Annotated in this window: 21 protein-coding genes; 6 read left to right on the forward strand and 15 right to left on the reverse strand. The window is 65.5% G+C overall.

Features of this window, described 5'->3' with window-relative positions:
- Positions 1-75 precede the first annotated feature (75 nt).
- Positions 76-774: a hypothetical protein gene (locus tag POL67_RS48675; RefSeq protein WP_271928995.1), complete on the forward strand. Its 699-nt coding sequence runs from the start codon at positions 76-78 to the stop codon at positions 772-774.
- Positions 775-845: 71 nt separating this feature from the next.
- Here the strand turns inward: POL67_RS48675 and POL67_RS48680 are convergent, their stop codons facing one another.
- Positions 846-3,629: a tetratricopeptide repeat protein gene (locus POL67_RS48680; protein WP_271928997.1), complete on the reverse strand. Its 2,784-nt coding sequence runs from the start codon at positions 3,627-3,629 to the stop codon at positions 846-848.
- Between the two features lie 146 nt (positions 3,630-3,775).
- On the opposite strand from POL67_RS48680, the gene POL67_RS48685 reads away from it, so the two are divergent.
- Entirely contained in the window at positions 3,776-4,897 is a 1,122-nt protein-coding gene (locus tag POL67_RS48685) for a lysine-2,3-aminomutase-like protein (protein WP_271929000.1), read from the forward strand.
- Positions 4,898-4,903: 6 nt separating this feature from the next.
- Entirely contained in the window at positions 4,904-5,836 is a 933-nt protein-coding gene (locus tag POL67_RS48690) for an L-lactate dehydrogenase (protein ID WP_271929002.1), read from the forward strand.
- 102 nt (positions 5,837-5,938) lie between these two features.
- Here the strand turns inward: POL67_RS48690 and POL67_RS48695 are convergent, their stop codons facing one another.
- Entirely contained in the window at positions 5,939-6,445 is a 507-nt protein-coding gene (locus tag POL67_RS48695) for a hypothetical protein (RefSeq protein WP_271929003.1), read from the reverse strand.
- Positions 6,446-7,191: 746 nt separating this feature from the next.
- Here POL67_RS48695 and POL67_RS48700 point away from each other — a divergent pair.
- On the forward strand, positions 7,192-8,550 hold the full coding sequence (locus POL67_RS48700) for a DUF1254 domain-containing protein (protein WP_271929005.1): 1,359 nt from the start codon (positions 7,192-7,194) through the stop codon (positions 8,548-8,550).
- 33 nt (positions 8,551-8,583) lie between these two features.
- Here the strand turns inward: POL67_RS48700 and POL67_RS48705 are convergent, their stop codons facing one another.
- The 10 genes from POL67_RS48705 to POL67_RS48750 all read right to left on the reverse strand — a co-directional run bounded on the left by POL67_RS48705 (position 8,584) and on the right by POL67_RS48750 (position 17,998).
- Positions 8,584-9,123, reverse strand: coding sequence for an RNA polymerase sigma factor (locus POL67_RS48705; RefSeq protein ID WP_271929007.1), 540 nt, complete (start codon positions 9,121-9,123; stop codon positions 8,584-8,586).
- A 534-nt stretch (positions 9,124-9,657) separates the two neighbouring features.
- Entirely contained in the window at positions 9,658-10,578 is a 921-nt protein-coding gene (locus POL67_RS48710) for an ATP-grasp domain-containing protein (protein ID WP_271929010.1), read from the reverse strand.
- Positions 10,579-10,587: 9 nt separating this feature from the next.
- A complete protein-coding gene (locus POL67_RS48715) occupies positions 10,588-11,244 on the reverse strand; it encodes a DUF6896 domain-containing protein (RefSeq protein WP_271929013.1) in 657 nt (218 codons plus the stop codon).
- 196 nt (positions 11,245-11,440) lie between these two features.
- Positions 11,441-12,556 (reverse strand): hypothetical protein, encoded by a 1,116-nt coding sequence (locus POL67_RS48720; RefSeq protein WP_271929015.1) that lies wholly within the window; start codon positions 12,554-12,556, stop codon positions 11,441-11,443.
- Between the two features lie 215 nt (positions 12,557-12,771).
- Positions 12,772-13,377: a GyrI-like domain-containing protein gene (locus tag POL67_RS48725; RefSeq protein WP_271929018.1), complete on the reverse strand. Its 606-nt coding sequence runs from the start codon at positions 13,375-13,377 to the stop codon at positions 12,772-12,774.
- A gap of 163 nt (positions 13,378-13,540) precedes the next feature.
- Positions 13,541-13,900: a hypothetical protein gene (locus tag POL67_RS48730; protein WP_271929020.1), complete on the reverse strand. Its 360-nt coding sequence runs from the start codon at positions 13,898-13,900 to the stop codon at positions 13,541-13,543.
- 341 nt (positions 13,901-14,241) lie between these two features.
- Positions 14,242-14,760, reverse strand: coding sequence for a hypothetical protein (locus POL67_RS48735; RefSeq protein WP_271929022.1), 519 nt, complete (start codon positions 14,758-14,760; stop codon positions 14,242-14,244).
- 352 nt (positions 14,761-15,112) lie between these two features.
- A complete protein-coding gene (locus POL67_RS48740) occupies positions 15,113-15,889 on the reverse strand; it encodes an alpha/beta fold hydrolase (RefSeq protein WP_271929025.1) in 777 nt (258 codons plus the stop codon).
- A 241-nt stretch (positions 15,890-16,130) separates the two neighbouring features.
- Positions 16,131-17,009 (reverse strand): hypothetical protein, encoded by an 879-nt coding sequence (locus POL67_RS48745; RefSeq protein ID WP_271929028.1) that lies wholly within the window; start codon positions 17,007-17,009, stop codon positions 16,131-16,133.
- Between the two features lie 239 nt (positions 17,010-17,248).
- Positions 17,249-17,998, reverse strand: coding sequence for an ADP-ribosylglycohydrolase family protein (locus POL67_RS48750; RefSeq protein ID WP_308789585.1), 750 nt, complete (start codon positions 17,996-17,998; stop codon positions 17,249-17,251).
- A gap of 896 nt (positions 17,999-18,894) precedes the next feature.
- Between POL67_RS48750 and POL67_RS48755 the strand changes: the two genes are divergently transcribed.
- Positions 18,895-19,311, forward strand: coding sequence for a hypothetical protein (locus POL67_RS48755; protein ID WP_271929031.1), 417 nt, complete (start codon positions 18,895-18,897; stop codon positions 19,309-19,311).
- Positions 19,312-19,678: 367 nt separating this feature from the next.
- Here the strand turns inward: POL67_RS48755 and POL67_RS48760 are convergent, their stop codons facing one another.
- The 3 genes from POL67_RS48760 to POL67_RS48770 all read right to left on the reverse strand — a co-directional run bounded on the left by POL67_RS48760 (position 19,679) and on the right by POL67_RS48770 (position 22,606).
- Positions 19,679-20,569: an AlbA family DNA-binding domain-containing protein gene (locus POL67_RS48760; protein WP_271929033.1), complete on the reverse strand. Its 891-nt coding sequence runs from the start codon at positions 20,567-20,569 to the stop codon at positions 19,679-19,681.
- A 201-nt stretch (positions 20,570-20,770) separates the two neighbouring features.
- The gene (locus POL67_RS48765) at positions 20,771-21,814 is read right to left on the reverse strand and encodes a DUF6891 domain-containing protein (RefSeq protein ID WP_271929036.1); all 1,044 of its coding nucleotides are present in this window, start codon (positions 21,812-21,814) and stop codon (positions 20,771-20,773) included.
- 240 nt (positions 21,815-22,054) lie between these two features.
- The gene (locus POL67_RS48770) at positions 22,055-22,606 is read right to left on the reverse strand and encodes a GNAT family N-acetyltransferase (RefSeq protein ID WP_271929039.1); all 552 of its coding nucleotides are present in this window, start codon (positions 22,604-22,606) and stop codon (positions 22,055-22,057) included.
- A gap of 316 nt (positions 22,607-22,922) precedes the next feature.
- Between POL67_RS48770 and POL67_RS48775 the strand changes: the two genes are divergently transcribed.
- Complete coding sequence (locus POL67_RS48775; RefSeq protein ID WP_308789586.1) at positions 22,923-23,669, forward strand: phage integrase N-terminal SAM-like domain-containing protein; 747 nt, start codon at positions 22,923-22,925, stop codon at positions 23,667-23,669.
- Positions 23,670-23,673: the final 4 nt, after the last annotated feature.

Here is a 23,673-nt window from a genome sequence, read left to right on the forward strand (position 1 = left end):
GCGCTCGTCCTTCCCCCGCGCCGAGCCCCTTTGGTACCCTCCGTCGGGAACGAAGGATTCACGGAGGGATTTGTCATGCGAAACCTGACCCTGTCCGACCTGCGCGCGGGGCTTTTGGACCTGTTCCATCACCGCGACGAGGCGCTCACGGCCACGCAGACGGGCAAGCTGTATGGTCCGATCCTGGCCGCCAAGCGCAAGGCGATCGAGCACCTCGAAGACGCGGCCGGCAGGCCGGTCGGGGATCTGACGGAGGCCGACGCGCATCACGACGGGCTCGGCGCGGCGATCTGGCATTACACCGAGGCCGTGCTCTCCCATCCGTTCGTGCCCGAGGAGCGGCGCGAGGCCGCGCGTCGCATTCGCGAGGCGTTCATCCGGGATCTCGGCGTGCTCAGCGACAGCTACGCGGAGGAGGCGGCCGCGGCGAAGCAGAACCGGCCGAAGCTCGCGGAGCTCGAAGCCGATCTGCGCGCCGCCCCGACGCCCGACGGAAAGACGCTCTACGACTGGGCGAGCGCGTTCGTGGAGCAAGGCGACAAACTGGCGCAGCTCCTCTCGACGCGCGGGCAGGCGACGGGCTTCGAGTATTTCCGCCAGCAGACGGCGCTCCGCGTGACCACGATCGGCCAGCTCGGCCGGTTCCGCGCGGCGCTTCGCGACGAGCTGGTCGAGCACCCGGACCTGCCGCGTGATCTCGACGAGCGGATTTTCGGCGGCTTCGACGAGCTCACGCAGAAGCGCGCCGAGGCGAAAGAAAACGCGCGCAAGTAAAGGGACGGTTTCCATTCCCTCATGCCCGGCCCCTCTCCCGCGCGGGAGAGGGGCGAGCGGGGACGAGGGGCTCAGCCCTTCGGCGCGACGAGCTTCGCGAGGTCCCGCGCCTGCTTGGCGTATTCGGCTTTGCCGAGTTTGTCGTAGCCCTTGGCGAGGTCCTCGTAGATCTCGACCATCTCGGGGGGCTCGGGCTTCGTGAGGATCGCGCTGTTCAGCTCGAAGATGGCCGAGACTTGCCGGCCCGTGCGCGCGAGGGCCTTGGCGTAGAGGCGGTGGACCTTGGCGTTCGAGACGTCGACGTAGATTGCGCTCTCGCCCACCTTGACGGCCTCTTCCCATAGGCCGCGCTCGGTGAGCAGCTCGAGGAGGCGCACCCAGACGCGCCGGTCGTGCTGATCGAGGAGCGCGAGCCGCCGCAATGCATCGAGCTGCCCGGCGACGTCCTTTTGCGCCTTCGCGAGGTCGTAGAGGCCCTGGAGCGGCTCGGCTTGCGAGGGGTCGAACTTGAAGGCGGCCTCGAAGGAGGCCTTCACGCGCGCCTTGTCCTTGCGCAGCTCCGCGAGGTCGGCGGCCTTCATGCGCATGACGTAGCCGTCGTGGCCGTTCGCCACCATCTTGTCGATGATCCGCGCCGCGTCGTCGAGCTTCTTTTCACTCATGGCGAGGCGCAGGCGCACGAAGTTCCCGTCGGGCTGCTTCGGATCGAGGGTGAGCGCCTCGTCGAGCACCGCGAGCGCCTCCGGCTTCTGCCCGTCCGCGAAAAGCGCGAGCGCGAGCTGCACGAGCTTCTTCGCGTTTTTCGGATCGTTACGCAGCGCCTTGCGCGCCTCGTCGAGCGGAGGCGCGTGCAGGTCCGGCACGTATTGCTTTTCGTAGCGCGAGAGGCGCTTCTTCAGCCATTCGCGGAACTGCCGATCGACCTCGTCGTGCGGCACGCCGAGCGCGCCCTTGATGACGTCCGGCGTGCGCTCGCCTTTGCCCCAGCGCGGCAGCATGGCCGCGACCTTGTCGAATCCGTATTTGTCGGCCATGAACACGACGAGCTGGCTCGCCGCGAAATAGGCCATGGTCACGTCCTCCACGGAGTCGACGTGCGTGAAGGCGCGGTTGAAGCCGTCGAGCGGCGGGATGCGCCCGCCCTTCAGCGCGGCGAAGAGCGCGGGGTCCTCCTCGCGTTGCCATTCGGGCCGGCGAATGATGGTCTCGTACTCGCTGAGCCCCTCGGTGAACCAGCGGGGGACGTGGCTCTTCGAATACTGAATCGCGAAGACGTGCCCGAGCTCGTGCCAGAGCACGTTGCCCCAGTTGAACGGGCCCGCCCCGGGCGAGAGCGCCGCGAGGGACTGGCCGAAGCAGACGCCCTGGATGCCGACGTTCGGCAGGCCGCTCGTGCGGATGCTGAAATGCTCCGAATCGGCGTAGAGCTCGATCGAGACGGGCATCTTCGGGGTGTAGCCATACCGCTTCACCATCGAATCCCACGCCTCGTCGAGCATACGCGGCACGTACCGCTCGAGGACGGCCTTCTCTTCCTTGTGGTAACGAATGCGGAAGCGCGTGCCGTTCGTCGCGACGTACTCCCCGGGGATCGTCTTCTCGAAGAGGTTCAGCGTGTTGTAGGCGCGGACGTTGAACCGATCCTTCTTCCACGACTTGCGCAGCGCATCGAGGCCGCCGTCGTCGTCGCCGAGGCGGATCTTGTTCAGGCCGAGCGTCGCGAACGCCTTCATGTCCTGCGCGTCGACCTGCGTGGCCTCGTCCATCATGCGGACGATGTCTTCGTACCGATGCTCCCACTCGGCGTACTCCGCGACGATCTGGAAGAACGCGGAGTACTCGGGGCAGAGCGAGAGGACCTGCTTCTTCGTGGCCTCGTAGCCCGCGAGATCGTCGGCGAGGAAGCGCGTCGCCGCCTTCATCGAGAGCAGCTCCAGGTGCGTCGGGTCGACCTCGAGCCCGCGCTTGATGGCCGCGTCGGCCGCCGCGATGTCCATCGTGCGCAGCGCGAGGCCGGCGCGGATCACGTACGCGGAGGTGAGGTTCGGGTTCACCTCGAGCGCCTGCTTGATCTCGCTCTCGGCCGCCTCGAAGTCCATGGCGTTCTCGAGCTTGACGCGCGCCATGGCGACGTGGACGCGTGGATCCTTGGGCGCGAGCTTCTGCGCGGCCTTGACGGACTCGCCCGCTTCGCCGGGGTTGTACTTGTCGAGGAAGAGCTCGGCGCGCCAGAGCAACGTCTCGACCCGCGTCTTCGCGCCCGCCTTCTCGGCCTCGCCGTACGCCTGGTTCGCGTCGTGCGCCGAGCGCAGGAGGTGCGCCGCGCGGCCGACGAGCGAGAGGCCCTCGGCGTCACGATCGTTGATCGTGTCGTCGTTGTACGCCTCGACGAGCCTGCGCAGCGGCACGCTCGCCGCGCCGCGTTTTCCGCTGCGGATCAAGAGCTCGCCGAGCACGAGCCGCGCCCTGTGCGCCGTGTCCTCGTCCGCGACGTCCTTCACGGCGTCGATCGCTTCGTTCACCTTCCCCTGTGATGCGAGCGCCTCGGCGATGAGGGGAGCGGCCTGGATCTTCGCGTCCTTGCCGAGCGACGCGGCGCTCTTCGCGGTCTTCACCGCGTCGGCGTAGCGGCCCTGCAGGAGCGCGAGGCGCGCCTTCTCGACGAGGGCCTGGGCGCGCTCGGGCCCGGACTTGACGGCGTCGAGCTCCTTCTCCGCAGCGGCGTAATCGCCCTTCTGCGTGAGGATCGCGGCGCGTCCGAGGACCTTGCTGGACGCTTCGTCCGCGAAGGATCCAGCGGGCGCGAGCAAGGTGGCGGCGAAGAGGGCAGCGAGGAAAGGACGGTTCGTGCGCATGTTCGTCGGGCCGGAAAGGCAGGTTCTTTCTTACGACGCGGGCCGGCCCCTTTCCAGGGGCGACAGAGAGCCAGCAGACGAGCGGGGGCGCGAGGGCTCGACGTCGCTGGCTTTTGGACCGAAAGAAGTCTAGGAGGAGCGGCGCCGTGGGTGTGAGGGCATGCGAAACGGAACGCGCGCAAGAGCGCGAGGGCGCGCACGAGGACACGCGCCGGACGTCGCGACGCGTCAGCGAGCTCGTCGAACAGGGTCTCGTGGCACGCGGGGAGATGGAGGCGCTCGAACGGGTCGCGGAGCGCTTCAGCGTGGCCATCACGCCCGACCTCGTGGATCTCGTCACGCCGGGTGATCCGAACGACCCGATCGCGAAGCAGTTCCTGCCGAGCAAACGCGAGCTCAGGATCCTGCCGGAAGAACGCGTGGATCCGATCGGCGACGATCCGCACACGCCGGTCAAGGGCATCACGCACCGCTACCCCGATCGGCTCCTCTTGAAGCCGGTCCACGTCTGCCCTGCGTACTGCCGCTTCTGCTTCCGGCGCGAGAAGGTCGGGCCGGGCAGCGAGGTGCTGTCGCGCGAGGAGCTCGCGGCGGCGATCGCGTACGTGCGCGCGCACGAGGAGGTGTGGGAGGTGATCCTGAGCGGGGGCGATCCGCTGATCCTGCCGCCCCGCAAGCTCGCCGAGATCACCGCGGCGCTCTCCGCGATCCCGCACGTGCGGGTCTTGCGCGTGCACACGCGCGTGCCGGTGATGGATCCCGGGCGCGTCGACGAGGCGATGATCGCAGCGCTGCGCGTGCCGGACCTGACGACCTACGTCGTTTTGCACACCAACCATCCCCGCGAGCTTGGTCCGAAGGCGCGCGAGGCGTGCACGCGGATGGTGGACGCGGGGATCCCGATGCTGTCGCAGACGGTGCTCTTGCGCGGGGTGAACGCGGACGCCGAGACGCTGAAGGCGCTCTTCCGGGAGCTCGTCGTTTTACGCGTCAAACCCTATTACCTGCACCACGGGGATCTGGCGGTGGGGACGGGGCATTTCCGGACGAGCATTGCGGAGGGGCAATCGATCCTGCGCGAGCTCAGGCAGAGTTTATCGGGGATCGCGCAGCCGACGTACGTGCTGGATATCCCGGGCGGCTACGGGAAGGTGCCGATCGGGCCGGGATATCTCGGGCCGGAGGGGGAAGACGGGCGGCGGACCGTGGAGGATCCGTGGGGGCGGAGGCATGTGTATCCGCCGGGGAGCGAAGAGACGGGGGGCTGAGACATCATGAAAGTGGGCATCGTCGGGGCGGGCATGGTCGGGAGCGCGGCTGCATATGCGCTCGCAATGCAGGGGATCGCGAGCGAGGTCGTGCTGGTCGACAGGAATGCGGACCTCGCCCTCGCCCAGGCCGAGGACATTTCGCACGCCGTGCCTTTTGTCTCCGCGACGACGGTTCGCGCCGGCTCCTTCCGTGATCTCGACGAGACCTTCGTGGTGATCCTGGCCGCCGGCGTCAACCAGAAGCCTGGCGAGACACGTCTCGAGCTTTTGGGTCGCAATGCGGAGGTCTTCCGTGAGGTCGTCGGCGAGGTGCTCGCCGTCTCGCCCGACGCCATTTTGCTGATCGCCACGAACCCTGTCGACGTCATGACCCACGTGGCCACGCGTCTCTCGGGTTTGCCGGCGCGGCGGGTGATTGGCTCGGGGACCATCCTCGACACGGCCCGGTTCCGCAGCCTGCTCGGCCGGCACCTCGGAATCGCGCCGCAATCGGTGCACGCTCATGTGCTGGGGGAGCATGGAGACAGCGAGGTGCTCGTGTGGTCGAATGCGCGCGCGGGCTCGATATCGCTGCGCTCGTTCGCGGATCAGGTCGGCAAGCCGCTCACCGACGAAGTTCGGGCCGCCATCGACGACGGGGTGCGGAACGCTGCCTACAAGATCATCAAAGGCAAGGGCTCGACGTATTACGGCATCGGCGCGGGGCTCGCGCGCATCATCAGAGCCATCGCCTTCGACCAGCGGGACGTTCTTTCGGTCTCGATCGTGACGCCGGAGGTCGTAGGCATCACGGATGTCGCGCTCTCGATCCCCCGGGTGATCGGCGCGGCGGGCGTGCTCTCGGACCTGATGCCCGAGCTCGACCTCGCGGAGGCATCTGCGCTCGTACGCAGCGCGACGATCTTGAAGGAGAGCGCGGACTCCGTGCCGCTTTGATCGCGGGAGGGGAGCGGGCGACGTCGGTGATCGACGCGCCACGCTCCGGCTCCAGCGCGAAGATGGGGGATTCGTCAGGCGGGGCGTTTCAAGGCGGGCGCGTCATGCCTCGCGCGGGGTCTCCGCGTCCGGCGCGCCTGCGTTCTGCTGGTTCTTGCGGCGGGTGGCGACCCCCTTGTCCGCGTATTGCGTCCGGTACTGGATCGCGGACTCGAAGGTCGCGAGCAGGGCGGGCTTGTTCTCGTCCTTCGCGGTATCGAGGACGGTCTTGGCGAGCCTGCTGATCAAGCCCTCGAGTTTGTCCTCGTAGTAGGCCTCGCTCTCCCGGAGGACCTCGGCGAGTTTGTCGGCCTCGGGGCGCTGGGCGCGGATCTGCTCCAGGGTCTGCGCCGTCTCGACGATCTCGTCATAACAATCCGGATGGATACGCGCCGCATTGCCGTGCTCGGGCATCGCGGCGGCGAGGTCGGCGAGGACGCCGGCGCATCCTGGCTTCGAGCGCTTGAGCCTCGCAAGCTCGCCTTGCTTGACGTCGACGAGCTTGTTCTTGAACGGCATCGCGTCGACGATGCCCTTACCCGTATACTTTCCGATCGCGTTCTCAGACATGGTCATCCTCCTTGTGCAGGGGAGTGGGCCCTGTGTGCGCGTTCGACGGGCTCGTCGGCAACGGCTTGGGTGTTCGTCGACATGCTCGCTGCGGTTGTCGGCAACGCCCGGGGGCTCCGTCGACATGCTCGCCGCGCTCGTCGGCAACGAGGAGGGGCCGTGTCGACGTGCTCGCCGGGCTTGTCGGCAACGCCCGGGGGCTCCGTCGACAGGCTCGCCGCGCTTGTCGGCAACGCCCGGGGGCTCCGTCGACATGCTCGCCACGCTCGTCCGCGACGCCCGGGGGCTCCGTCGACATGCTCGCCACGCTTGTCGGCAACGAGGAGGGTCCTTGTCGACATGCTCGCCACGCTCGTCCGCAACGCCCGGGGGCTCCGTCGACATGCTCGCCGCGCTCGTCCGCAACGCCCGGGGGCTCCGTCGACATGCTCGCCACGCTCGTCCGCAACGCCCGGGGGCTCCGTCGACATGCTCGCCACGCTCGTCCGCAACGCCCGGCCCCGTGGCCATTCGCCTATCCAGAAAACGCAGAGCACTGTACATGAAACGCAAGATAAGCAGGCGGATGCATTCTTCGCGGTTGCATCCTCGCCTGGCGCGATAGAGGATGACGGCGGATGGACGCTCCGTCGTCGATCTCGGCAGAATTGCCGCGATCGCTCACGCGACGGAACCTGGCCCCAGGAGAGCGGTTTCCTACCCGCGAATGGAACGTCGAGCGCTGCGCGCCCGAAGAAGAGGAGCCTATGGCGACGAACGCTGATTTGAACTTCGATACGGCCTACGAGATCGGCAGCGAGGGATATACCTATCTCTATCCCCTCGTGTTGATGGACGTGACGCGCCGGCAGATGACGAACACCAAGGAGATCGACCTCGCCACCTGGCGAGCCCCGGCCAACGTGTTCATGAACAACCCGCGCTTCCCGGGGCCGGCAGACCGCACCGTGGTGCGACCCAACTTCGACACGCTTTATTCGAGCGCGTGGCTCGATCTCGTGCGCGAGCCCCTGGTCATCAAGGTCCCCGCGTCCGGTGGACGCTACTACCTCTTGCCCATGCTCGACATGTGGACGGACGTCTTCACCTGCCCCGGCCCCCGCACGACGGGGACAGCGGCCCAGCAGCTCGTCATCGTCGGCCCGGGGTGGAAGGGGACGATCAACCCGGCCCTGAACCTGCAACGGATCGACGCGTCGACGCCGTATGTCTGGATCATCGGACGAACGCAGTGCAACGGTGAATCCGACTATGCCAGCGTGCACGAGTTCCAGAATGGCCTCCAGATCATCCCTCTCTCCGCCTACGAGGCCGGGCGGCCGCCGCCGCCGCCCGTCGGGTCGGACGGCGATGACATCAGCCTCGAAGAGCCGTTGGTGGTCGTGGAGAAGATGACGCCCGAGACGTTCTTCGCCTATGGCGCGGACCTGATGCGCCGGATTCCGGCGCACTTCAATGACTACCCCATCCTCGCGCGCTTGGCGCGGGCGGGCTTCGTGGCGGGCCAGCCGTTCGACCTGAACGCAGCCCCGGCGGTGGTGCAAGACGCCTTCAAGAGAGCGGCCCCCGACGCCCTCGCCCAGATGAAGGCGAAGCAGGTCTCCCTCACGCCGCTGACGAATGGCTGGGTATATCCGAACGAGATGATGGGGACCTACGGGACGAGCTACCTCCGCCGCGCGATCATTGCCCTCATCGGGCTGGGCGCCAATCTCCCGGAGGACGCAATCTACCCGACCGCCTACGTGGATTCCACGAGCACCGCGCTGGACAGCGCCATGCCTTACACGCTGCGCTTCGAGGCCGACAAACTGCCACCGGTGAACGCCTTCTGGTCCGTGACGTTGTACGACGAGCAGGGATACCAGGTCCCGAACGCCATCGACCGCTTCTCGCTGGGCACGCGAAACAACCTGGCCAAGGGCCCCGATGGCTCCGTGACGCTGTACGTCCAGCGCTCCATGGACGAGGCCGATCCGAGGCGGTCGAACTGGCTGCCGGCACCCCAGCAGGGCGCGTTCAACCTCACCATGCGGCTGTACTCGCCGAAGCGGGCGGCGATCAATGCAGATTGGCACCCACCCGCGGTCTCGCGAGCGACGTGACCCTCGACAGGCGCGCGGGCGTGGGAGCAGGCGTCACGCAAGCGCGAGCGTCTTCAGGTGCTCCCGGGCGAGGTGCAGGCGGGCGTAGGCGGTCTTCGTCTTGATGCCGAGCGCTTCGGCGATCTCCCGGATGGAACGGCCCTCCAGGTAAGGCACGACCACGGCACGGATGCGCGGCCCGATCTTCAAGAGGAAGCGCTTGAGCCGGAACATCCCGTACGCCGCCTGCACGAACAACCCCACCGACTCCGCTTCTTCCTGCTCGGGAAGGTCCTCCGAAAGCCCCACGAGGACCTCCCGTTCGCAACGCGCAAGCTTTCGATGATTGCGCGCATGGTTGAGCCCGATCACGAGGAGCCACGGACGAGCCTGCTCCGGCATGACGAGGCATTCAAGGCGTCGCCAGGCCGTCAGGAAGACGTCCTGCACGAGGTCGTCGACGTCGCCGGAAGGGATGGCCTGGCCGAGAAGGAGGCGGCGCAGGAAAGCGCGGTGTTCGAGGTAAAGACGCCCGAGGAGGGCGTGCGCCGCCGTAAAGTTTGCCGGCGGCGGATGGAGCGGTATCGTTGCCATACTCATGACTCCGGGTTGCACGGGGTTGTGGGGAGACGCCGGTCGGTGTTGAGAGCGCCGGCTGGCGTCGCTTGCTTTGTCCCATGAAGTGGGGGCGAAGGCAATGGGAAAAGGTTGGATTGGTTCGTCGCGGGAGAGCCACGATCCGCTGAGAATGGTGGATCGAGCACCGCAATGAACGCCGTGATCCTGGCGATGCGGGGCGGGCCGTCTTGGTGGAGGACAGCCCGCCGTGTGGTTCACGATGCGCGGCGGTAGACGAGACGGCTCAGGGTGGCGATGACGTGGGCCATTCGAGCTTGCGCTGGCGCACCCTGTAGGGCTGGGCCACGGGCGGCGCGTCGCTTGGATCAACCATCACCAACGACCAGCGGAACGAGACCAGCCAGGTCAATCTGCGTGACGGTCGCAAATCGAACGTTTGAAAAGAGGACGAGACGTACCGCGCCAGGCGTCTCGGTGTGCGACGAACACGCTGCTCTGCGAGGCGATTCGATGAACCAAACGGCGGGCTTCGTCAGCTGCATTGTGTTGTTAGGCTCTTGGCGCTGAGACGCGGCCGCCCAGCGCCCCGCGAAGTTGTTCGTACAGCTGCTTTGCTAAACCGAGAGCGGGTAGGCCGGCGACCTGCCCGTCGCCGAGCTCGATGACGGTCCAGCGACCATCCTCGCGGAGGGCGACATCCATGGTGAAGAAGCGACTCCGGACGCGGCTCGCCACGTGGTGCATCCAGTCGCTCGGCGGCGGCGCCGGTGGCGTCGCCAGGTCGCCCCAGTAGGGGTGAGCCAGGAGCAGTTCACCATCGAACCAGAACGTGCGCACCTCGGCGGCCAGAGGCATCGCGCTCCGCGGATGACGACCGACGATCCGGAGCGGTACGTACTCCCTGAAGACGAGCCCCTCGTTCAGGTCTTCGCCCTGGAGCTCCATGAATCGCCGGACGACTCTCTCGACGGCGGGTCGGTCCTCGGCGTTCGGGATGAAGCAGGCCTCGTTCCAGTCGTGCTTCTGGGACTTCACGAAGTCCTTGACGATGACCGGACCCGAGCCGAAAAGCTGCAGCCGCTCGAATACTTGGCTGAACTCGACCGGTCCTTGCACCGGAAGCCACGTGGTCCGCGGGGTGTCTCCCTCGAGCGCGGAGTAGCTTTCTGGCAAGTGGTGGCAGAACCGATACGCGTCCGGGTCGTTCACCAGGGATACTCCCCGTGCGGTGAGCGCCGCATGGAACGCTGCATAATGCTGGACACGCATCATCCAGCCCCGATAGACCGCCGTCACCGGCTGTGTGGGCACATGACGTACCGCCCCCGAAGCGTCGCCTTCCGACGCCTTGGTATGGTCGATGAGGGCCGTGGAGAAGCCCGCGTCCTTCGCCGCGGTGTGCTCCTCGGCAAAGTCGGCATCGACCTCGCGGGGACGGAACGGCTGACTACAAAAGAGGATCATGGTCATAGAATGAGCCTAACGCGGCGGTCTGCTGCCCGGACGGTCAGCAGCACCGGCTTGTTGGACCGGCTTCGGCTCGCATATGACATGCGGTTTCTCCGTCAGCACGAGATTATCGCACAAGAGAAGGTCGCTCTGTTCATCCGGCATCTCGTTCGCAGGGATGTCGACGACTCGTCCACGGCCTGGAACCTCACGTATATGTGTTGCGATCAGCTTCATCAGGCGCGGTTCTGCGAACGCGAAATAGCCCTGCTCGCGCAATGCATCCGCGAGTTCACCGCAGCGCTGGGAATCTGCCCATTCATGTGGGCCACAGAGGTATTCCTTGAGTTCAGGAAAGACCTGCCACGGTTGTCGGCTGCTAACGATGAACTCGCCAACCCCAAATGAGGTGAATGCGCGCCTGCCTCTCGGACCAAAATCGACCCGAACACGGCGACCATCTCGGAGATTCTTGATGTCGAACTCGAGCCCGTGGAAGTGGAACGCCCATTCGCCATCCGCCGTCCTGTTGATGCCATCGAGCCCCGGATCGTCCCGGCGCCGGCCGAGGATCCAGTACTCGAACGGATCGATGCCGATGGCCTGAGCAACGAGTGGGATCAGTTCTCGCTGACGAGCCACCAACTCGACCGCCGCAGACAAAAATTGGCACTCAAGTTCGGTCATCCCTGTGGCCTCTGCTCTCCTGGTCGAACGCACTGTTCAGCCGCGGGGTACGCGGTCGAGCGGGGCGAGGCGGCGTGCTCCGTCGGTCTGCAACACGTCGTTGGGCGGTACCGCTGTACGGTGCCGCGTCGGTCCGCATTTCGGTCGGCCTCAGGGCGTGCGTTGGGCGGTTCTGCCTTCCGATGCGGGTTTCGCCTCACCGCGCTCGCAGCGATTCGAGCGCGCGCGCCACCGCTGGGAAGCGCGCGGCGAGGGTGCGCTCGATCCATCGGTTCCCCAGGATGATCACGAGGAACAGAGGACCCAAGAGGCAAACGGCTTCGATCGACGTGCGTGCGGCCGGGTAGAGAGCGTAGGCGACAGCGAGGGCGAGCACGCCGGCGAGCAGCACCACGCCGGCGTGCCACAGCGACCAGCGCGGCATCGTCGACAGATGCGGCAGGTAGGGCGTGACCTCGAGGAGTCCGCGCTCCACCGCGGACTTGCAGGCCAGAGGCGGCAGCGCCACGAAGAGGTGGTCGTCTCCGTGGGTCTCGACGGAGAACAGGCGCAGCTCGCACCCCAGCGCGTGGGCGCGGGCGTTGCAGAGGTCGACGAAATCGAAGACATCCATGGCCTCTTCGCTCTCCGCCCAGGCGCGGATCTCGGCGTCGAAGCACGCGTCCTCTGGCACGCCGATCATCTTCGGCAGCTCTCCCCAGGCGTCCCCGTCCTTGTGGTCGAAGCTGTGAAGCCAGCGCTTCCCCTTGCGAACGGCAAGGTCGTCGGAGCCACTGGCGGCGTAGAGCAGCAACCACACCTCCTCGGAGCCGCTCTCGTGGAACTGCCATCGGCCCTCTCCCTTGTCGTACTCGGCCCAGGAATTCAGGCCCTCGCCGACATCGTCCACGAAATCGTCAAGGGAGACCCTGCGGAGCCGTCCCGTCACCGCCGCGAAGTCGGTGAGCCAGGTGGAAAGCCGGTACTGCCGCGCCGCCGGGCGCGCCCCGAAGACCTCGAGCATGGGGCCGAGGTGGGGGGCCCGGGCCACGAGCGCCTGCTCCACGCCGGCCCGTAGCGAGGCGAGCCTTGCGACCTCGACGACGTCGAGCGCCACGCTCGGGTTGCGCCGGGTGAGCGAGGGGATGGCTTCGCCTGCAAGCGACGTCAGCCCGCGGAGGAGCGCGCTCACCTCGCCGTCCGGCAGGACGCGCCCGTCCACCATCCCGGCGATCCGGAGCTGCCGGAAGCGCTCCGATAGCTCGAAGGCAAAGGCCTCGGGCGCACGCGTGTAAAGGGTGACGCGCAGTTGAAGCAGGATCGGGGGAGTCACGGCGGGCGAACCTAACAGGTCTCTGCACCCTTTGCGACCGGCAGGACGCCGTGCCGACGGGAGCGCGACGCGTCTGCCGATGGCCCTCTCGCGGCCTCTCGACTCAGCCCCAGCCGGAACGAAGCTGCCGTGGCCGTCGAGAGGGTGGCTGCCCGCCCAACGTCTGAATCAAGCCGCGCCGCGAAGTGGTGTCGGCTTGAATGAATTGTTGGCCGTCATTCCATGGGCTGGCGGATGATTGTCTTCCATTTTTCAGGTGCCGCCTTTCGAATGTCGCTCAGATAGATCTCATGGTGCTTGCCCCTGAGGGCAGAACGGCTTGAGATGTAGTCATGCACCCGCTGGATTGTCGGACCTTCCGCCGAGAACGGGCCTACATGCAACGTTTGCGCACACCGACCTTCTCCAAATTGTTCAAAGCGAATGCCTTTGAGCCCGGGCAGTCCCTTCTTGTCTTGAACGCTGGCAATCGCCGACTGGACCATCTGCTTTGCAGCTTCCGGCGGCTGCATGATCATCATTGTCCATTTCCAGCTTTCCTTTTCATCGCGGCTGAAGCCAGTCAAGTCGTCCGCCCACCACAGACCTTCGAGTGGCATGACCACGTAGTCGAGCCCCTTCTCCTTCTTTAGTGCAAACTTTATGGTGTATGAGACCGAATAGAGAGCCTCTACTGCCTCTTTGTAACTCTTGGATGTGTTGGGATTCCCTTCGCCATCGACCATCAGAAAGTTGAACGCTGGAACGTCAACTTCGACCACCTCCTTTGCGGAAGGCTTGTACAGGTCTTTCAACTCGCTCTTGAGATCAATCTTGTTCACGAGCCCTCCAATGACGGCTCACGCGCGGGTGTGCTGCGGTGCGCCGTGCCGAGCAAAGCGAAGCTCGACGCACCGTCAGCACCAGCTGCTTGTTCGGCAGTTCACTGGTGTCCATGCGAAACCACCGGTGCAAGGCTCGAGCAAGGGAAGGAGCCATGTGACCCTATCTTTCACGACGAATCCGGTACTTGGCCCCCTCCTCAAGAGGGTCCAGGTGGGCGGCGAAATAGTCGGGCGATACGTCTTTGACGACAGCAGGGGCTTGGGTTTCATCGCCAGCCCAGCACGAAAACACCTCGACATCTCCGCCGCGAAGCGCAGCGCGTACGAGCGCGTGGAGGCGCTCGCGCGATCGTTGTTCGGCGAGGAATTCGCTCCGCTCGTCCTCGAAAAGAGCGGGAAGAAGTGGAAGCACGTCCGCCACGACGTCAAACCCTTCAAGCCCGAGCTGCTGGCTGCGGAATCCGCAACCGCAGCTCTCGTGCGAGCCGATAGAGTGGACGTACGGCTGTACGAACTGCATGCGTACCGGCGCGTCCGCAGGCTCCGGCCTCACGTGGAGAGCCCCCGGAGCCGCGTCGGGCGCCTCGGGTGGCGTCACGCCGGCAAGAGGAGTCGCGGAACCAAGCCAAACCATCAAGCACATCCTCGGGTACTCCTGGGCGCCTCGATCAAGTCAGCCGGGCGGTGGTCCGAGAGCCGTTCGCGACCCCTCGTCTCGCAGGTGCGTCCGTCGCAGATGCGCTCGCGAGTGTACGCGCAGACTGCCGAACGAACCGCTCTGCCGCATCGCGGGCCGTGCTGAGCGAAGCGAGGCTCGGCGCCCCGTCAGTACCAGCCGCTTGTTGGGCAGCACGAGTCGCATCATTTCGCGTCCGGTCGTCCGGTTGCCATTACGCTCACGTTCGCGCAGTGTACCACTGCTCCGGTCACAGGCTCGTCCCCATGGTCGCAGATGAACGGCGTAGCCGCCGGATCCGCGCGATCGTACGCATCCTCGAAGATCATCATACAGCGCCCGCGACGGTCGAACGCAATCGTCATACCGGCGAGAGGTCCCCTTGGGATCTCTTCGCAGCGATCGGTATTTGGGTTGGTGCGAGCGGTCTTGAGGCCGAGAGAGTCGCATCGGAAGTTGATCGGCTTCCACCAGCCGACGAAGAAATGGCTCCCGACGGGCCGCGTTTCGGTCCACCCGATGCCTAGCAGCCCGACATCCTCTGCGCGGGCCTGGCCACAGACTCCTCGCTCGCAAGTCACGGCGCTCTCAGGAGGGTAGTACTCCCAGGGCCGGCGCCGAAACGTGGCAACCAAGTCCAACATGGCTGCAAGGGCTTCGCACCCGACGAGCTGAGTGACCTCTACGGTCGTGTCGGCGTCCATTGCCGCAGACGACGATTGCGATGCAGCCCGCTCCTGCACAGCCGACGTCGCGGTGACCCCGGCGCCGGGCGTCGCGCCCTCATCATTAGCGGAGCAGGCCTTGCAGCCGAAAGGTGCCATGGCCGTGCAACACATCAGCGCATACACCACTGCGACAGGAGAACTCTTGGTCGAGGCTGGACGATGCATGCATGCACTCGGTGAACGGCTCAGGTGCATCTGCCCAACGTTCGGCTCACCCGCGTGCGACGGAGGGGCGCCGTCAGGCGCCACGAAGTGACCGCCGTCGGGTGCAGCCGTGAGCTCGGCGGTTCATGCTGATGCAACTGGCAGAGAGAGCTTCCACGCGCGATCAGCCCCCGAGGAATTCGTCCGTCACCCGCACAAGCTCGTCGGGATGCGTCCAGATGAGCGCGTGGCCAGCGCCATCGATCATGACGAGCCGAGACCCGGTGATTCCGTCGTGGAGCATCTTCGCGTGGTGGAACGGGACCGCGTCATCGTTCGAGGCGGCGACGACGAGCGTCGGACATCTGATCTGGTCCAGGCGGCGCCTGCTGTCGAACGCCATCGCCTCCCTCCACGCGGACACCATCAACTTGTCGTCCTGGTTCGCGATGAGGCCGATAACCCAGTCGGCACGCTCCTTGGCAAGCTGCTTCAACCCTTGTGAGACGAGGAGCTTCGCAAACCGCCTCATGCCGAGGGCGTGGACGAGAAACGGAACGATGTGGCCTTCGATCCTTTCGCGAAATGTCGCCATGTTGAAGGCGTAGGTGCATGCGAGCACGAGGTGGTCGCATCGACGGGGGTGGTCAAGGACCAGTTGTTGCGCAATTGCACCGCCCTGCGAATAGCCGAGCACCGCGGTAGAGTCGATGCCCAGATGGTCGAGCAGGCGCGACAGGTCAGATGCAAGCTGTGCCGCCGTATACGGCGGCGCAAGTCCCCGACTCCGCCCGTGGCCGCGCAGGTCTGGAACAATCACGCGATGCCGGGCTGCAAGATGTTCGATGACCGGCTCGAACATCTCCCCAGTGATCATCAACCCATGTATGAGCAGGAGGGGCGGTCCCGATCCGCGCTCGGTGAAGTAGACGAGATCTGAGGGCACCGGAACAGAGCTCATGGCAGCACGTTTCTGGGCCGGAGCCGCCCAACGTCACGGTCTGCCGCGGACTGGGGCCGTCCAGCGAAGCGAAGATGCTCGGCCCGTCGGCAGCAACGGCTTGTTGGGCAGTACATGACGGTCCTGATGCTCCTTGCGTTTGCGCATTGCAGCTCGATATGGGGAGCGGGCCGGCGCGAGTGCTTCGCCCCCGGCTTGTCCGAGCACGAGCCGGGCCGACGCGTGGGGCGGAGCGCGCACGTCATTGCGACACCCAGGAGCAATACTCGACGGGCGTGGGCGCTGGACCGCATCGGCCACCGAGGTTCGCGCCGAGCTTGAACACGTAGACCCTGCCGTCCTGAGACACCCAGCCCGCCTCCAGGTGATCCCAGACCCCACAGGACCCGCCGACGTCTCGCGTCGGCACAGCCGCTTCGCCCATCGTCCCCGGGAGCCCGTGCACCACGAGCGGCAGTTTGGCGTCTCCGGAGCGCGTGCGCCGCAAGAGTTCGACCTTGTAGCCCTCGCCCACGAACTGGAACTCGACCGCGTTGAAACGCAGCGTGTGCGGATCGACGGCGACACCGGAAGGGCCGCAGTCTTGGCCGCCGATCTCTCCCGGGATCAGCGATTGCCAGCGGCCCTTGTCCAAGGCTCGCTGCGCCTGCGGGCGACGGGTGGCCCGTGCCGATTGTGCCCAGAGCGTGAACACGGCCTGTTTGTTCGTTCGGACGTCGAGGAAGGCGAGGTGCAGGCTGGCTTCTTCCTCGATGGTCCATCGCTCGTCGAGAATGGCGATGGTTCGACCATCGTCGCTGATCGCCGGGAATCGCCTTGCGACCTCGGGTTCGACCGTGGTCGTTCCGTCCGGGCGCTGATCGAAGCGGAGCGTGACCGGCATGAACGCCGCATCGGCCTTCGGCGCTCCGGCGTTACACTTTCCGTCGCTCGAGGGCGCCGCATGAGCGTCCCCGTCGGGCGGGCTCGGGGGAACGCTCGCTTGTGGCGAGGGGATGCTCGATGGCGACGGGATGCTCGATGGCGAGGGGATGCTCGACGGCGACGGCGCGGCGCCGCGACACGCCGCGACCACCCCGATCGAGGTCGTGAACGCAGCCTTCGTCCATCGAGAGATCATGGTGCAGTATACATACGCCTCGGCGATCTGGAACAGTGCATCGTGGTGTCCGTCCCTTGGGACTGCGTCGATACGCCAAGATGAGGTTTGTCGGCCCAACGACAGGTTCAACCGCAAGGGCTGCCTGGAGGCGTGTCCGCGCAGCAGCAGGCACGGCAGCGGGCATATCCGTCACGGGAGCGAGCACCCGTGGCCACGCAGCCCTTGTCGGTTGCAACCGCTTGTTAGCCAGGTCAGCGCTACGAAAGCAGTCTCGTGAACGCATTCACCCCCCTCTCTACGTGAGCGATCTCGGCGATCTGCTGGATCCTGGGCCAGGGAAGATCGGCGCAGTCTACACCAGCGCCCGAGATCTGACCGGCAATTGCAGCAATCGTATCTGTGTCACCGCCGAGGCCAGCCGCCTCGGCCAGCAGAGTCTCCAGCGATAACGACATGTTCGAGCGCGCCACGTATAGCGCGAGCGGAACCGTGTCGACGACGCGGCCAGAATTCCCAAATTCGGTTGCAATCGTAGCGGGGGATTTGCGGAGCGTTTGGAGCTCCAGGAGCCTGTCGCGCACGGCGGAGTCCGGCGTAATCGCAGCCGCTTCGTCCAGTAGATCCCGGACGCTCGACCGGGCGCGGGCGCGAATGGCGACAATCACGGCGACCGCACCGGCATAGGCCTCTTCGTTTCTGTGCGTGATACGTGCGACATCACGAACAACTCGGCGGTCATTCTCGACTTCGGGGTCGAGCATGAATGCCAGCGGCGCGACCCGCATAGCAGCGCCACTACCAGCAGCGAATTCACCCGACGCGCCGCAGAGTGCCCAATGCGCGCCAGCGGATAGGTCGCGCAGGGCCTTGAGAGTAGCGGAACCATGTGTCATCGGAGATTCGTGGCGCCGAGGGAAACGGTGCGACCCCAAGCGCGCCGCCTCCCTCGTATGGCCCACCCCACGCATCTCCGAGCGCACCAGCAAGGAGGCAACTCCGGGCGACATCGGGGGAGAATCTGGTCATGACCATACACCCGTATCAGAAACTCCGACTTGGCTCATGCCACTCTGGCTAACGTTGCGGTGTGCCGCGGGCGCGCAGCGCGCCGTCGGCACCAGCGCCGGGTTGGGCAGCTTTCCGTGTGCAAGTTATCGGTGCTCGCGGAGACGTATGCTATCCACTGCACGGAACGGCCCTCCAGGTCACCTTCTTTGGTACCGACGTCTTGCCGACAATCTCGGCTAAGACGTGCTCTGTCAGGGATAGATCGCAGTTGCGGCCGCCGCACCGCACGCTGCACTCGTTCGTCACCGAAACGATTCGTGAGCCCTTGGGCCCTGTAATCTCCACACAAGTACCGCACCCATAGTCGACACGTAGATACAGATGACCACACAGATTAGCCATCGACGGTGAGCCAAGCACGGATGTAATCTCAAGACAGGAGCCACACCCGTCGACGGGCAGCAGGTCCTTCGCCTCAGGACCCAAGTAACCTTCGCCTTGCCCAAGAAGCCGCGGGCAGACCCTCCGTCCCTGGGAATCGTAGAATGAAAGCTCACGATCCAGATCGACGGACGCGGCGGGAATTGGACGCTGCGTTAGCGTGGGCGAAGCCGCCGAGGTTGGCGGCGCGTAGGCACTTGCAGCGGTCGGCGCCGACGCTCGAAGACTCGCGGAGGAATTGCCTGTCGGCGATGGTGGCGATGGTGCCGGCTCGCGGGCGCACCCGACACTTTGAGTGACCATTAAAAAGATTACAAGAGCCCATGCACGTGCTGGGTTCACGAACGTATGAAATGTATTCGCAGATTTCGCCACGACGCGTATATGACGTTCTATTCGATACTGAGAGCCGCTGTTCTGAGGCTGCCCAACGCACCGCTCAGCTGCGGTCACCATGAGCAAGCACGGCGGCCGGAGGACGCCGTGCGCCATGCCGGTGACCGACAGTTGCAGCGGTAAGTTAGCCAGCATGTTCCAACGTGGCCCGCTCAAGTTCCAGCCCAGGGACGTGTTCGGATCTTCCGCACGAGAGGCAGACGAGTACGTCGTCGATCAGACGGTATCGCTCGGGGGCGACGGAGCAGTGGCCGCACGGTCGGGGCTGTTCGAATCGAAGAAAGACCTTCTCGGCCGGACTCCACGGCGGGAGCGGATCCGGGATTGTCGGCGGCGTGCTGCCAATCGTTGCCGGGCGACAGTCGATGACGATGGCATCGATGGACAGAGCGACCCAGAACCATCTGGCACCTCCGCGAAAGAATCCGAGGCGAGCAAGAGTGGCTTCGTCGATCTCGAAGGGCTTCGCGAATGAGTGTGACGGTGCATGGAGCCGGAGGGTCGAGACGACCCGCGGCGCGAGGCAGGGCCAGTACGTAAACGGAGTACGGCGATGCGGCCAGAGCACGGAGAAGCCGCCCGCCGTGATGCGCGTGTGCGCCCCATGAGCTGCCGCGACGATGCTGAACATCTTCCGGTCGGCTGCATTTGGCTCTCCGACGGCAATTCCGGCGAACGCCGCGAGGGTCCGCTCGAAGGACTCGGCAGCCGTTTCATCACGGTTCAAGGCAACCCTCTCGTCTGGCTAACGCTCGGGTGTGCTGCGGTGCGCCGCGCCGAGCGAAGCGAGGCTCAGCGACCCGTCAGCACCAGCCGCTTGTTGGGCGGACGTCTTGCGGCAGTCATTGTCCACCGGCAAGGATGGGAGTCAAAGCCGCGACAGTCTGCGAGCACAGAGCGGTGATCACGCGGCAGTTGCCCACCATGGACTCGTTGTGGGCCTGAATGAATGGCCCAGCATTCGTCATGGGAAGTGCAACCCGAGTGAAGAACATCCGCAGCTTGTTGTTGGCGACGCGAACGTGTTGGCGCAGCTGAATCAGCAGCGTCACCACTTCTGGTGCAGATACGGTCAGCGGATACGTATCTGCAAGCACAGACTCGATCACTGACGTATCAAACGTCGTCAGGCTGTAGTTCTGAGAAATGTGCTCGGGCGCGATCATCGACTCCTGCGCGATGCGCCCCAAGGCCTCGAGTTCGGCGCGAAGCAGCTGCAGGCGCATGCGCTTTTCGTAGAAGCCGAGAAAGGCAGACCGAACCTCCTCCATGCTCATCCCTTGGTCCCCCTGATTTGTTCTCTTAAGGAAACGCCAACCTTCGTTCGGATCCCCGACCGCATGCGGAGCCTTCCAACTTCTGGGGATATGAACGATGTGGACGAAGCCGCCGCCAGGAGCCTCGAGCGGCGGGTTCCGGAACGTCCAGTCGATCCCCGGCACGCAAGCTTGAGGGTAGCTCCCAAAGTGCTCCGGAAAGTCGAGCAAGCGATCCAAGCCGACCAGGCGTGCTTGGGGAGCCTTTCCCCGGTCATTGGTTACCCCAAAAACCAGAAAGCCACCGCTTGCATTCGCGAGTGCACAACATGCACCGCGAAGACGAACCTTCGCTTTGTTGTCGCGAGAATCCGGCAGCGCTTCCTTGAAATCAAAGTCCTCCGTCTCGAACAAACCCCTCGTCAAGATGTCAACGATGACTTCGATGCTCCACTCGGCAAGAGTCCGCGGCGTCATGATGGTATTCGGCTAGGCTAGGTTCGTTGCGTAGTTACGTGAACGCGGTGAAGATGCAGACGGTCGCGCGCCCGTTCCGCCCAACGCTCGGCTCACCCGCGGGCAACGGAGGGCGCCGCCAGGCGCCACGGAGTTTACCGTCGGGTGCAGCCGTGGGTTGGGCCGCTCGCCACGGTAGATGAGGACGCGGCGCCGCATGTCTCACCAGAGCTTCCACCAGGGCCGCGACCGCGCCTGCTCCGGCGCGGCTCCAGCAGTGTCCGTCGGCACGGTCATTGTCGCATCACCGCTCTTGCGAGGTCCCGCAACAGGCCGCCTGGCAGCCATTGCTCGCCGTCGGATTGCAGCGGCCTCGGTGGGATCGAGATTCGCGAACGCGTCCCGCGGCATCATCGTGGTAACCTCGCCGGCGGGCACGAGCACGTGTGGATCGCCTGCATGCCCGACCTGCCCACGCTCGCCGCCGAGCGACTTCCACACGCCACGCATGATGGCGGAGAGCATCGCGTCGAAGCCGAACGTGGTGCGGTAGGCGCGGACGGGTGCCACGAAGCGCTCGAGATCCGCGGTGGACACCGAGAAGAGCCCGAGCTGCCTTGTGCTTCGCTGCCACGTCGCCGCGCCGCTCATCTCTCGGGGGGCCGTCGTCCATCGTCGGCGCTGCCACTCGAACGGAAGGATCTCGATGCGATCCTCGATGCGGCCGGTCCAGGACGCCGGCACCCCGTGGGCGGCGAGCGACTCCAGCGCGGAGAGGGCGATCGCGCGCGCCTGCGCTGGGGCCTCGGGTTGCTCCTGCACGCCCCCAAACGCGAGCAGCAGGCTCATCCCATGGAGCGCGTCGAACACGTCCTGCTGGTGGAAGAACACGGCGCCTTCATAGCTTGGTTCGGCCTCGGCGCATGCGTATCCCCAGCCGTCTTGAATCGTCAGGCCGGCGCACTCCTTGGCGAGGATGCCTCGGGTGCGCAGCTCGTCGAACGCGGCGGTGATGCGGTCGTTCATCGTCGGCCCGGCCCAGCTCGCCTCGGCCTCGTGGGCCTCGCGGAGGAGCTGCTCCGTCTCCCGGGTGACCTCTGCGAGCAGGCAGGCCTCGACGTTCGGAGGGACGTCGGGGTCCAAGTACTCGTTCAAGCGCTCGGTCACGTCGAGCGCCGCCGCGGGGGTATATCCGGCGCGGATCTCAAGCGCCCACGACTTGAGGAACACGGCCGCGGAGTAGGGGTTGGACTCGTCGCGCAGCATCAGGGATTTCCGTGGCTTTCGGTGAAATGGGGGCGGCGGCGTGGGAGCGGCGAGAACGTGGACGATTCCCTCGCCGGCTCCGCATGTCGGGCGACGTCGCGGGCGCGCACGGTATCACCCGCGCCACCCGCGGTCCTCATCGACGAGACGGCCGCGTGATCTTGCGACCCCTTCCGTCTTGCCGGCCCAACGACCAAGCTGTGCCGTGGGCGCTCCGTGCCCATCGGCACCAGCGGCTTGTTAGCCGGCTGTGCCAAGGTCCTTCTCGAAGCAGCGGAACTCGCCTTTCCGAAAGCGAACGCTGCCGGCATCCCGGTAGCCGAGCCGCTCGTACAGGCGCAGTGCCCTCGGATTTCCGGTGAACGCGTCTAACCGGATGCTGCGATATTCCGACGACAGCGCCCGCTGCTCCGCGAATCGCATGAACACGCGTGCGATCCCCTTTCCTTCCATCGCTGGCTGTATCATGAGCCGATGAATGACGGCCACGCGACCTGCGGTAAATTGCCACGCAACCTCACTGTATTCCGGATCCTGATGTTCGTTTAGCACTAGAGTTCCAACAACCTCACCCGCGACGGAAGCGAGAAACGCAGTGCCGCTGCGGACATCGAGTTCGATCGTGACAAGGTCTGGGTACATCTCGTCCCACTGATCGATACCACGGCTTCGCATGTTCTCGACGCAGGTACGCAGAAGCTTGAATAGGACGTCGACATCGTTCGGCGCTGCTCTACGAATCGAAACAGCAAGCGCTGGGTGCGTTGCCGCGCTCTGATTCCCTTGGCCCACGGTCGTGCCTCGTTCCTGTCCGACTAACTGTGTAATTAGCCCGCCGCCGCATAACCATCCCTCCACGCTGGTTAGCCCGCTGCGGCGTAACGGCGCAACCCAGCAGGATACGCAGCAGCTGCATAACCCGCCTCTTTCGGGGATTCGGCAGCGCCAGCGTATCACGACCGTTGCCGCAACATCCGTACCAGCACATGCGCGCTCGTACGGAGCCGCCGTGCGTCATGATCATCCAAGTCTTGCGTCGAGGACGCGCAACTCTTCGCGCCACGCGACGATGGAAGGAGATGAGCCGCCACAACCGCGAAAGGACCCCATGACTCGCTTGGAAGCCGCGCAGGCGACGCTCCGACGCCTGCATGATTCTCGCCGTACCGAGGAAGCGTACCTCTACTGGATCCGCGAGTTCATCCGCTTTCACCACAAGCAACATCCCCGCACGATGGGCGCGCGAGAGATCACCGCATTCCTCAACGACCTCGCGACCCAGCGCCGCGTGTCTGCGTCGACGCAGAACCAGGCCCTCTGCGCCATCGTCTTCCTGTACAAACGTGTCCTCGACATGGCCATGCCCGAGCTCTCCGGTCTCGAGCCCGCGCGACGGCCCATGCATTTGCCTGCCGTGCTCTCGCGCCGCGAGGTCCTCGCCCTGCTCGACAAGCTCGACACGCCCTTCCGACTCATGGGCGAGATATTCTATGGCGCTGGCCTGCGCTTGATGGAATGCGTCTCCCTCCGCGTCAAGGACGTGGACCTCGATCGCCATCAAGTCATGGTTCGTCGCGGCAAAGGGAATCGTGATCGCGCCGCGCTCCTGCCCGTGCGTGCACGTGAGAGCTTGCGGGCGCAGCTCGAGCACGTCGCGGCGCGCAACCGCATGGAGCTCGCGAAGGGTCGCGGAGAGGTCGACTTGCCGCACGCGCTGCGCGCAAAGATGCCCGGCGCCGCCACGAGCCTCGCCAGGCAATACCTGTTTCCAGCGTCGAGACCGTGCATCGACGCCGCGACGGGTCGGCTGGTGCTCCATCACATCCACGAGACCGGCGTGCAGAAGGCTATCTAGCGGG

Source organism: Polyangium mundeleinium (genome assembly GCF_028369105.1).
Classification (GTDB): Bacteria; Myxococcota_A; Polyangia; order Polyangiales; family Polyangiaceae; genus Polyangium; species Polyangium mundeleinium.